Source organism: Streptomyces sp. Q2, from assembly GCF_056820935.1.
The window spans coordinates 59100-70064 of sequence record NZ_JBXEJE010000010.1; the positions used below are offsets into that span (position 1 = coordinate 59100).

Consider the following 10965-nt stretch of genomic DNA (forward strand, 5'->3'; position numbering starts at 1 on the left):
GGGGCGGGACCACATGATCAGCGCTCGCGCACGAGGAGGATCCTCAGCGCCGGCGAGGACAGGATGTCCCTCTCGCAGAACCGGGACGTCACCCACTTCTCCTTGGAGAACAACCGGGTCTGGTCGCTGTAGTGGGGCGAGTTCGGGTTGGAGGACTGGGAGTAGGTCAGCAGCGTACGGGCGACCGGGCAGCGGCCGCCGTCCCAGCCCACGGCCTGGATGTAGCTGGAGCCGGTCGTCACCTCCGGGTAGCCGCCGCCCGCCGGGTTCCACACCGGCTCGATCTTGTTCCACACGCCCAGCGACTCGGTGCCGCCCGGAACGGGGATGCGCCGGTCGTTCCGGACGACGAACTGATGCCGCGCGAGCGGGGAGTCGAGGGCGATGCCCGCTGCCCGCAGCTCGCCGACCGCGTCCGCGAGGGCGGTGGCGAAGCCCGGCGCGGCCGTGTTGAGCGTGTGGGGCGTGCGGACCGGGTCCGTCGCCGCGAACGGCACCTTCCACAACTGCGCCGGCGGCACGGCGGACGTCAGCTTCCGCCAGAACCGGTCGAAGAGCAGCGCACCCCGACTGCCGGTGTCCGTCGACCGGTCCCAGCCGGCGAGCACCGCGCACGCCTCACGGACGTCGACGGCCTTGCCGTCAGCGCCCGTCGCGGTGCCGCCCGGCAGCGCGGCGCACGCCTGCGCCGCGTCGGCCGCGGCCAGGTCGCCCGCGGGCGCCCGGTTGGCGAACTGCTGCCCCTGCAGGTCCCGTACGGTCAGGCCGCCCTTGCCGGCCAGCGCCGCCACGTCCTCGACCGCGCCCCGCGTCCGCATCGAACGCGGGGTGCCGACCGTGCCGAAGACCCGCTCGTACCCCGTCAGCGGCCGGTCCGCGTTGGCCAGCCAGGCGCTGTCGTTGGAGTTCTCCGCGTACGGGGCGTCCTTGAGGACCGGCATCTTCGCCGGGCCGAAGATCCCCGGCTGCACGGCGTCCCCGTCGTTGCCGAGCGCGCACTCCCCTCGTGAGCCGTCGAGGATCGCCAGCCCGGACGACGGGTAGGTGACCCTGCCGAGCGGGGTGGAGCAGCGCTGGGCCAGTTCGTCGGTGATCCGCGGGAGCACCTGCGACTGGGTGAACAGCGTGTGCCCGCCGGAGTCGGCGGCGACCGTGTTCACCCAGGGCAGCCCCTGCGTGCGCGCGAGCGAGCCGAGGACCTCGCCCGTGCTGCGGGCCCGGCTGAAGCCGAGCGCCGTGTCGGAGGCGCGCAGGTTGGCGGCGTTGGGGTCGTTGAGCGCGTACACCGTCGTGGTCGTCCACGGCAGCGGCAGCGAGGCGCCGAGCGAGGTGACGACCGGGCCGTACCGCGTCCACCACTGGGTCCGTGTCACCGCGGTGCCGTCCTTGACCGTCACGGTGACCGTGCGCTTCGTCATCCGCTCCGGCGTGCCGTCCACGAGGTACCTGGTCGGGTCGGCCGGATCGAGAGCCAGCTGGTGGAGGTTGAGGGGGACGCCCGTCGCGACGGTGTGGCTCCACGCCACATGGGCGTTGTGCCCTATGGACACGGTCGCCGAGCCGAGCAGTGAGCCGCCAGAGACGTTGAGCTCGCCCGGGATGGTCTGCTGCGCCTGCCAGAAGCGACGGCCGCCCTGCCACGGGTAGTGCGGGTTGCCGAGCAGCAGCCCGCGGCCGTTCGCCGTCGTGGTGCCGCCGAAGGCGACCGCGTTGGAGCCCATGTCGGCGGTGTCGGCGAGGAGTTCGCGGGCGGCCCGGGCGGTGTCCTGGGCGTCCGGAGTGCCGGATGCCGTCGTGGTGGCCGCCGGCGGCTGCGCCGCCGCGATGCCGTCCACGCCCCGGCCCTGGCCGCCGAGCACGGACAGCGCGAAACCGCGCGCGGCCACGTCGAGGGCCGTCACCGGCCGCACCCAGGCGGCCCCCTCGCACGCCGGGTCGGTGATCCGGTTCTGCTTCAGCCAGGCGTTGTAGCCCGCCGCGAAGCCCCGCATCAGGTCCTTCGCCGGCCGGCTCGGTCCGCGCGGCGCCGGTTCGGCGAGCAGCTTCTCCACCGTGCCCGCCTCCCGCACCCCGCGGAAGTACAGGTCGCTGGAGAGGTTCCTGGTGGCCGAGGAGAGCGAGAAGTCGGGCGCCGCGTCGGACCCGAAGAAACGGGAGCGCTCGCCGCGTACGGTCACGAAGCCGTCGGCGAGCGTGCACACCTGGTCGGCGGCCTGCGCCCATCCGGTGCCGAAGCCGAGATTCGCGTAGTCCTTCGCAAGGATGTGCGGGATGCCGTACTCGGTGTAGCGGACGACGGCGGACAGCCCGCCGTGGGACGGACGTTCCTGTCGTTCCCGGCTGTGGGCGACGGCCTCGGGCAGTGCGGTGGCGGCGGTGAGCAGGGCGACGGCCGCGACAGCGGTTCGTCTGAGGCGGATGCGCATCGTGCCTCCCAACGTCATTGAGGGAAGGGATGGTTGAGCGTACTGGCAGGTAGGTGTTTCGAGCCCCGTGCGGACATGGCCTTCGGCCCGGTGCTTGACCTCCTTCTTCCGCGGACCGAGGATCATGTGTCATGACGCCCGGACACGGCAGCACGGTTGACGGAGTGCTGCGACGCAGCGCCCGACGCACCCCGGCGCGGGTCGCGGTGGAGTACGGCGACCGCTCCTGGACGTACGAGGAACTCGACGAGGCCGTGTCCCGCGCGGCGAGCCTCCTGCTCGGCCAGGGCCTGGATCCCGGCGACCGGGTCGGCGCCTACGGCCACAACTCCGACGCCTATCTCATCGGCTTTCTCGCCTGCGCTCGCGCGGGCCTCGTGCACGTGCCCGTCAACCAGAACCTCACCGGCGACGACCTCGCGTACCTCGTAGGCCAGTCCGGCAGCTCCCTGGTCCTCACCGACCCGGATCTGGCCGCGCGACTTGCCGACGGGGTCCGCACGCTGCCCCTGCGCGACGCCGAGGACTCCCTGCTGGCGCGGCTGGCCACGACACCCGCGTACGACGGTCCCGAACCGCGCAGCGAGGACCTGGTGCAGCTGCTGTACACCTCCGGGACGACGGCCCTGCCGAAGGGCGCGATGATGACGCACCGCGCCCTGGTGCACGAGTACCTGAGCGCGATCATCGCGCTCGACCTCAGCGCGGGCGACCGGCCCGTGCACTCGCTGCCGCTGTACCACTCGGCGCAGATGCATGTGTTCCTGCTGCCCTACCTGGCCGTCGGCGCCACGAACATCATCCTCGACGCGCCGGACGGCGACCGTCTCTTCGACCTGATCGAGGCCGGCCGCGCGGACAGCCTGTTCGCGCCGCCCACCGTGTGGATCGGCCTGACGAACCGTGCGGACTTCCCGTCCCGTGACCTGAGCGGTCTGCGCAAGGCGTACTACGGCGCCTCGATCATGCCGGTGCCCGTGCTGGAGCGGTTGCGCGAACGCCTGCCGAAACTCGCCTTCTACAACTGCTTCGGGCAGAGCGAGATCGGTCCCCTGGCCACCGTCCTCGCACCCGACGAGCACAAGGGCCGCATGGACTCCTGCGGCCGGCCCGTCCTGTTCGTGGACGCCCGGGTGGTCGACGAGGACGGCAAGGACGTGCCCGACGGCACGCCCGGCGAGATCGTCTACCGCTCCCCGCAACTGTGCGAGGGCTACTGGGACAAGCCCGAGGAGACCGCCGAGGCCTTCCGCGACGGCTGGTTCCGCTCAGGCGACCTCGCGGTGCGCGACGCCCACGGCTACTTCACGATCGTCGACCGCGTGAAGGACGTCATCAACTCCGGTGGCGTACTGGTCGCCTCACGCCAGGTCGAGGACGCGCTGTACACGCATGACGCGGTCGCCGAGGTCGCCGTCGTCGGTCTGCCCGACGAGCGGTGGATCGAGGCCGTCACCGCGGTCGTCGTCCCGCGCGGCGAGGTCACCGAGGAGGACCTCATGGCCCACGCCCGCGAGAAGCTCCCCCACTTCAAGGCACCGAAGCGAGTCGTGTTCGTGGACGAGCTGCCGCGCAACGCGAGCGAGAAGATCCTCAAGCGGGAGCTGCGGGACCGGTTCGCGGGCGGCTGACCTCGGCGGCGTCTAGCGGGGGCGCAGGTCCACGATCCGGCGGATCTTGCCCACGGAACGCTCCAGTGACTCCGGATCGACGATCTCGACGGCGACCGACACCCCGATGCCGTCCTTCACGGCCGTCGTGATGGCACACGCGGCCGTCTCCCGGTCGTCGGGCGTGGCGCCGGGACGGGCCTCCGCCCGTACGGTGAGGGCGTCGAGGCGGCCCTCGCGGGTGAGCCGGAGCTGGAAGTGGGGCGCCACCCCCGGTGTGCGCAGCACGATCTCCTCGATCTGGGTGGGGAAGAGGTTCACCCCGCGCAGGATCACCATGTCGTCGCTGCGGCCGGTGACCTTCTCCATCCGCCGGAAGACCCGGGCCGTGCCCGGCAGCAGCCGCGTCAGGTCCCGCGTCCGATAGCGGACGACCGGCATCGCCTCCTTGGTGAGCGAGGTGAAGACCAACTCCCCCCGCTCGCCGTCCGGCAGCACCTCGCCGGTGATCGGATCGACGACCTCGGGGAAGAAGTGGTCCTCCCACACGTGCAGCCCGTCCTTGGTCTCCACACACTCCTGCGCGACCCCCGGACCGATCACCTCCGACAGCCCGTATATGTCGACGGCGTCGATCGCGAACCGCCCCTCGATCTCCTGCCGCATCCGCTCGGTCCAGGGTTCGGCCCCGAAGACGCCCACCCGCAGGGAGGTGCCGCGCGGGTCGACGCCCTGCCGCTCGAACTCGTCGAGGATCGTCAGCATGTACGACGGCGTCACCATGATGATCCCGGGCCCGAGGTCCTGGATCAGTTGGACCTGGCGGGCCGTCATGCCGCCGGACGCGGGGATGACCGTACAGCCGAGCCGTTCGGCTCCGTAGTGCGCGCCGAGGCCCCCGGTGAACAGCCCGTATCCGTACGCCACATGCACCTTGTCCCCGGGCCGCCCGCCCGCCGCGCGCAGCGAACGGGCCACCAGGTCGGCCCACAGGGAGAGGTCGCTCTCGGTGTACCCGACGACGGTCGGGCGTCCGGTGGTGCCGCTGGAGGCGTGGATGCGCCGGATACGGTCCTGGGGTACGGCGAACATCCCGTACGGATAGTTCTCGCGCAGGTCCGCCTTGGTCGTGAACGGGAAGCGGGCCAGGTCGGCGAGGGAGCGGCAGTCCTCCGGACGGATGCCGGCCTTGTCGAAGGACTCCCGGTAGAAGGGCACGTGGTCGTACGCGTGCCGCAACGAGCTGCGCAGGCGCTCCAGTTGCAACGCCCGCAGGGCGTCCGCGCCGAGCCGTTCTCCCGGGTCCAGGAGTTCCGTGGCGTCCGTCATGGGGCTTTTCTCCCTCGCTGACCGTACCAATCCGGGCGACCGATCATTCGGTTGAGGTGCTCGGGATCAGTAATCCAGGCGGCTCGGACGCGGGCAAGGGGGCGGCGGAGATTTTCTCGTCGTGTCGGGTCCGCATAATGGGGCGCCATGCCCACCTTCACCACACCTGACGGAACCCGGCTCGCCTACCACGTCCGCGGCGCCGGCGATCCGCTCGTCGTGCTGCCCGGCGGTCCGATGCGGGCCTCCGCCTACCTCGGAGACCTGGGCGGGCTCGGCGCCCACCGCCGGCTGGTGCTGCTCGACCTGCGCGGCACCGGCGACTCGGCCGTGCCGGCGGATCCGGCCACCTACCGCTGCGACCGGCTCGTGGACGACGTGGAGGCGTTGCGAGACCACATGGGCCTGGAGCACATGGACATGCTCGGGCACTCGGCAGGCGGCAGTCTGGCCACGCTGTACGCCGCCCGGTACCCGGAGCGGGTGGGCCGGCTGATGCTCGTCACCGCCACGCCCTGGGCGCTGGGCATGCCGGCGACGGCCGAGGACCGGCTGGCGGCGGCCCGACTGCGGCAGGGCGAGCCGTGGTTCGAGGAGGCGTTCGAGGCGTTCGCGCACTGGGTGAGGGGGACGGGTGACTTCGACCCGGTGTTCGCGCCCTTCTTCTACGGGCGCTGGAACGACGAGGCGAGGGAGCACGAGGCGCGCGGCGACGACGAGTGCAACGACGAGGCCGCCGACGTGTACGGCTCCGAGGGCGCCTACGACCCGCCCGCGACCCGGGCCGCCCTGGCCCGGCTGACCGCACCCGTCCTCGTCCTGGCGGGCGAACTCGACGGCGGCCCGCGCCCAGGCCTCGCCCGCCGTGCCGTCGACGCCTACCCGAACGCCGAGTTCACGGTCCAGCCGGGCGCCGGTCACTACCCCTGGCTGGACGACCCCGAGTGGTTCGTACGGCGTGCCGTCGCGTTCCTGGACGGCGAAGGGACCGCTCCGCCCACGCCACGGTGACCGTCGGCTCCGGTACGGGCGCCGGGCCGGCCTACTTCGCGTACGCCGTCATGAAGCGGTCGCGGAACTTGTCCATGCCCCACGTCGGCGCGTTCTCGGCGGGCTTGAGACCGTCCGTCCAGCCCCAGTCGGAGATCCGGTCGAGCACCTTCGGGTCCTTGGCGACGATCGTGATCGGCACGTCCTTGCTCGCGCTGCCCCCGGTGACGGTCGGAACCGGCTGGTGGTCGCCGAGGAAGACGAGGACCGTGTTCTCGTCGCCGTAGCGCTCCAGCCATTGGGTGAGGCTGTCCACGGAGTACTGGACGGCCTTGCGGTACTCGGTGCGCACGCGCTCCCGGCTCTTCCAGACCTCCGTCGGATCCGTGCCCTCCTTCTTGATCTGGTGGAAGACCGTGCCGTCACCGAGGTCGTCCCAGTCGATCGTGTGGGCGATCGGCGACCAGGGGTTGTGGCTGGAGGCCAGGATGATCTCCGCCATGATCGGGTCGCGGTTCTTCTTACCGTGCTCCAGGCGCTGGAAGGCCTCCAGGCTGAACTGGTCCGGCACCGGCGTCCAGCTGAAGTAGGGACCCTGGTAGCCGAGGTGCGTGGAGTCGTAGATGTTGTCGAGGCCGAAGTACTTGCCCTCGGGCCAGGCCTTCCGTACGCCGGGGACGATGCCGACCGTGCGCCAGGCGCCGGTCTTCTGGAAGTAGCTGGTGAGGGTCGCGCGCTCGCCGGTGGTCAGGCTCAGGTAGCGCTGCTGGTTCTTGATCCACAGACCGGACAGGAAGGTCGAGTGGGCGAGCCAGCTGCCGGCACCCGCCACCGGCGACCTCAGCCAGCCGCTGCGCGAGTCGAAACCGGCCGCCTCGAGCCGGCTCGTGCCTTCCGCGAGGGTCGCGTCCATCTCGGGCGCCATCGCCGGGTCGTCGATCGCGACACGGCCGTAGCTCTCGACGAAGGTGAACAGGACGTCCTTGCCGCGCAGCCCGGTCAGCAGCTGGTCGGGCGGGGTGTCGGCGAAGGCGTCGACAGCGGCCTGTTTCCGGAACACCTTGGCGTCCCCGAGGCCGTTGCGGACGTACTCCACACGGTTGGCGAGGACCTCGGAGTTGCCCTTGCTGGCAAAGGGGGTTCCGCCGGACTGCACGCCCAGAGTGAAGCAGGCGACCCACGCGGTGCCGAGGACGAGGGTGGTGGGGACCGCCACGGTGCGGTGTCGGTCGACGACGTTCGCCAGCCGGACCACCGCCCACGTGCTCAGCGTGAGCACGGCGACGAGAAGGACGATCACCCCGGTCACCACGAGCACCTGGCCCGATCGCCCGAACGACTCCCTGAGGAAGTCCGTCGCGTCGTTCAACAGGATCCAGTCGAAGACGAGGTCGAACGGCCGTGCAAGGAACTGGTAGAAGCCCATGTCGGTGAGTTTGAGGACGGTGAACAGCCCGAGGAACAAGCCCGCGCCGATCGCCATGAACCGACGTGGTCGCGGCGGCAGGGCGAGCAGGACGACCGCGAGAAGGATCCCCTCGACGGGGAGACGGACGAACGAGAGGAGGGAGGTCCGGTCGAGGCGGTTGGGCAGGAGCAGCGCGAGCGCCACCAGCACCGCGGCCAGCACGCTCGTCCCCACGGACACCCCACGCGACGCGCGGGGATGGCGACGCCGCCAGCCGAACCAGCCGGGGGAGGGGACGACGGGCTGGGGTTCGTCGGCGGACTCCTCGTGCTCCCGCGCCTCGACGTCCTCGGCCGACCGGGCCTCCTTCACGACGTGCTCGGCGACCTCTTCCCCCGCAGCCCCTCTCGCCCCCGCATCCGCCTCGCCCCCAGCGGTATCCGGCAGTTGACGAGAGCGAGTGAAGAGTGACACTCGGAGGTCCTTCCGTGCGGTCGTGCGAGGGCATGGCAATCGGGGCTCGAAGGCCCAGCCTGCCATCCCCCAGTACGTCCGCACGTCGCCTTCGGTTCAAGCCGACGGCCCCGGAATTGATCCTTCCGCCGACGTCGCCACCTCCCGGGCCCACCGGTAGTCCGCCTTGCCGCTGGGTGACCGACGGAGCGTCTCCGCGATCACCAGCCGGCGCGGGATCTTGTATCCGGCGAGCCGGGAACGGCAGTGCGCCTGGAGGTCCTCCAGGGACGGCTGCGCGGCGCCCCGGCGCACCTGTACCACGGCCGCCACGTGGTGGCCCCACGTCGCGTCCGGCACCCCGGCGACCAGCGCGTCGTACACGTCGGGGTGGGACTTGAGCGCCTGCTCGACCTCCTCCGGGTACACCTTCTCGCCGCCCGTGTTGATGCACTGCGAGCCGCGGCCGAGGACGGTGACCACGCCCTCCTCGTCGACGGTGGCCATGTCGCCGAGCAGCACCCACCGCTCGCCGTCCTTCTCGAAGAAGGTCTCGGCGGTCTTTCGCGGGTCGTTGTAGTAGCCGAGCGGCACATGGCCGCACTGCGCGACCCGGCCCACCTCGCCGACGGCGACGGGCTCGTGCCTGGCCGGATCCACCACCTGGGTGCGGGCGTTGACGCGGACGCGGAAGCCGCGTTCGGGGCCGGAGTCCTCCGTGGCGGTGCCGTTGAAACCGGACTCGGAGGAGCCGAAGTTGTTCAGCAGCATCACGTTCGGGACGAGCGCCTGGAACTGCCTGCGCACGGTGTCCGACATGATCGCCCCCGACGACGACACACTGAACATCGACGACATGTCGATGCCCTTCAGTGACCCTTCGAGCGCGTCGATCAGCGGCCGCAGCATCGCGTCGCCCACCAGCGACATGCTGGTGACCCTCTCCCTCTCGATCGTCCGCAGCACCTCCTCCGGAACGAACTTACGGTGCAGCACGACCCGTTGACCGAAGTTGAAGCCGATGAACGCGGTCAGGGTGGAGGTGCCGTGCATCAGCGGGGGAGCGGGGAAGAAAGTGATCCCGGCGCCGCCGGCCGCGACCCGCTCGGCCAGCTCCTCCGGCTTCTTCACCGGCTCGCCGGTCGGCGCGCCACCTCCGAGCCCCGAGAAGAACAGGTCCTCCTGGCGCCACATCACGCCCTTGGGCATGCCGGTGGTGCCACCGGTGTAGATGATGAACTGGTCGTCGCCCGAGCGGGCGGGGAACCCGCGGTCCGCAGCCCCGGAAGCCTCCGCGTCCGAGAAGTCCACGGCGGCCACCTCGGCCGCCGCCGGTCCGGGCGCCCCGACGCGCACCAGGTGCCGCAGCGTGTCCGTGTGCGGCAGCGCCGCCGCAACCCGGTCGGTGAACTCCGCGTCGAAGACCAGGGCCACCAAGTCGGCGTCGCGGTAGATATAGACCAACTCATCCTCTACGTAACGGTAGTTGACGTTGACCGGGACGAGCCGCGCCTTCAGGCAGCCGAGCACGGCCTGGAGGTACTCGATGCCGTTGTAGAGGTGGAGGCCCACGTGCTCGCCCGGGCGTAGCCCGCTGTCGGCCAGGTGGTGGCCGATCCGGTTGGCGGCGGCGTCCAGTTCCGCGTACGTCAGACGGCGCTCCGCGCCCGTACCCGGGTGGTCGATGTACACGAGCGCCTCGCGGTCCGGGACCACGTCGACGACCGACTCGAACAGGTCGGCAAGGTTGTACTCCACCGCTCCTCCTGACCTCTGACGGGCCCTGGTTCTCTGACGGTTCGCCGGTCATCTGAGCAAAGCGCGCCGCAACTGGGAAGGGCCCGCGCCGAAGAAATCTGACTGACTGTCAGAAAACTCTTGAAGTGCCCAGGCGCCTCCTGCAACCTGTTCTCGTTCTTTCAGAGGGGAGATGGGCAATGGGTGGGACGGAACACCTCACCGTGCGGCGCGAAGGCGCCACACTGGTGCTCACGCTCAACAGGCCCGACGCCAGGAACGCGCTCTCGCTGTCCATGCTCGTCGGCCTGCACGACGGCTGGACCGAGGCCGACGAGGACGACGAGGTCCGCTCGATCGTGCTGACCGGGGCGGGCGGCGCGTTCTGCGCCGGCATGGACCTCAAGGCCCTCGCGGGGCAGGGCATGGAGGGAGAGCAGCACCGGGACCGCCTCAAGGCCGACCCGGACCTGCACTGGAAGGCGATGCTGCGCCACCACCGCCCCCGCAAGCCGGTGATCGCCGCCGTCGAGGGGTACTGCGTCGCCGGTGGCACGGAGATCCTCCAGGGCACCGACATCCGGGTCGCGGGCGAGTCGGCGACCTTCGGGCTCTTCGAGGTCAGACGCGGGCTCTTCCCGATCGGCGGCTCCACCGTCCGGCTGCAACGCCAGATCCCGCGCACCCACGCCCTGGAGATGCTGCTCACCGGCCGCCCCTACACCGCCCGGGAGGCCGCCCGCATCGGCCTGATCGGCCATGTCGTCCCCGACGGCACGGCACTCGACAAGGCCCTGGAGATCGCCGGACAGATCAACGCCTGCGGCCCGCTCGCCGTCGAGGCCGTCAAGGCATCGGTGTACGAGACCGCCGAGATGACCGAGACCGACGGACTCGCCGCCGAACTGAAGCGCGGCTGGCCAGTCTTCGACACCGCCGACGCCAAGGAGGGAGCCCGCGCCTTCGCGGAGAAACGACCGCCCGAGTACAAGCGCGCCTGACCTCTCGTACC

Annotated in this window: 7 protein-coding genes; 3 read left to right on the forward strand and 4 right to left on the reverse strand. The window is 71.0% G+C overall.

The genetic code is table 11. The features are described from left to right. Positions 1-17 precede the first annotated feature (17 nt). The gene (locus ACWBNA_RS12880; RefSeq protein ID WP_482704448.1) at positions 18-2426 is read right to left on the reverse strand and encodes a penicillin acylase family protein; all 2409 of its coding nucleotides are present in this window, start codon (positions 2424-2426) and stop codon (positions 18-20) included. Between the two features lie 131 nt (positions 2427-2557). Here ACWBNA_RS12880 and ACWBNA_RS12885 point away from each other — a divergent pair, with 131 nt between their 5' ends. Further along, a complete protein-coding gene (locus ACWBNA_RS12885; RefSeq protein ID WP_482704449.1) occupies positions 2558-4057 on the forward strand; it encodes an acyl-CoA synthetase in 1500 nt (499 codons plus the stop codon). 12 nt (positions 4058-4069) lie between these two features. Here the strand turns inward: ACWBNA_RS12885 and paaK are convergent, their stop codons facing one another. After that, a complete protein-coding gene (gene paaK, locus ACWBNA_RS12890) occupies positions 4070-5365 on the reverse strand; it encodes a phenylacetate--CoA ligase PaaK (RefSeq protein WP_482704450.1) in 1296 nt (431 codons plus the stop codon). 147 nt (positions 5366-5512) lie between these two features. Here paaK and ACWBNA_RS12895 point away from each other — a divergent pair, with 147 nt between their 5' ends. Next, complete coding sequence (locus tag ACWBNA_RS12895; protein WP_482704451.1) at positions 5513-6376, forward strand: alpha/beta fold hydrolase; 864 nt, start codon at positions 5513-5515, stop codon at positions 6374-6376. A gap of 31 nt (positions 6377-6407) precedes the next feature. On the opposite strand, the gene ACWBNA_RS12900 is transcribed toward ACWBNA_RS12895, so the two are convergent. Then, positions 6408-8237, reverse strand: coding sequence for an alkaline phosphatase family protein (locus ACWBNA_RS12900; RefSeq protein WP_482704452.1), 1830 nt, complete (start codon positions 8235-8237; stop codon positions 6408-6410). 96 nt (positions 8238-8333) lie between these two features. Further along, positions 8334-9974: an acyl-CoA synthetase gene (locus ACWBNA_RS12905; RefSeq protein ID WP_482704453.1), complete on the reverse strand. Its 1641-nt coding sequence runs from the start codon at positions 9972-9974 to the stop codon at positions 8334-8336. 179 nt (positions 9975-10153) lie between these two features. Between ACWBNA_RS12905 and ACWBNA_RS12910 the strand changes: the two genes are divergently transcribed. Next, a complete protein-coding gene (locus tag ACWBNA_RS12910) occupies positions 10154-10954 on the forward strand; it encodes a crotonase/enoyl-CoA hydratase family protein (protein WP_482704454.1) in 801 nt (266 codons plus the stop codon). The last annotated feature ends 11 nt before the right edge of the window (positions 10955-10965 follow it).

Bases quoted from the DNA above. Each gene is read 5' to 3' on its own strand.
- ACWBNA_RS12880 (WP_482704448.1), bottom strand. From the start codon at position 2,426: ATGCGCATCCGCCTCAGACGAACCGCTGTCGCGGCCGTCGCCCTGCTC.
- ACWBNA_RS12885 (WP_482704449.1), top strand. From the start codon at position 2,558: ATGACGCCCGGACACGGCAGCACGGTTGACGGAGTGCTGCGACGCAGC.
- paaK (WP_482704450.1), bottom strand. From the start codon at position 5,365: ATGACGGACGCCACGGAACTCCTGGACCCGGGAGAACGGCTCGGCGCG.
- ACWBNA_RS12895 (WP_482704451.1), top strand. From the start codon at position 5,513: ATGCCCACCTTCACCACACCTGACGGAACCCGGCTCGCCTACCACGTC.
- ACWBNA_RS12910 (WP_482704454.1), top strand. From the start codon at position 10,154: ATGGGTGGGACGGAACACCTCACCGTGCGGCGCGAAGGCGCCACACTG.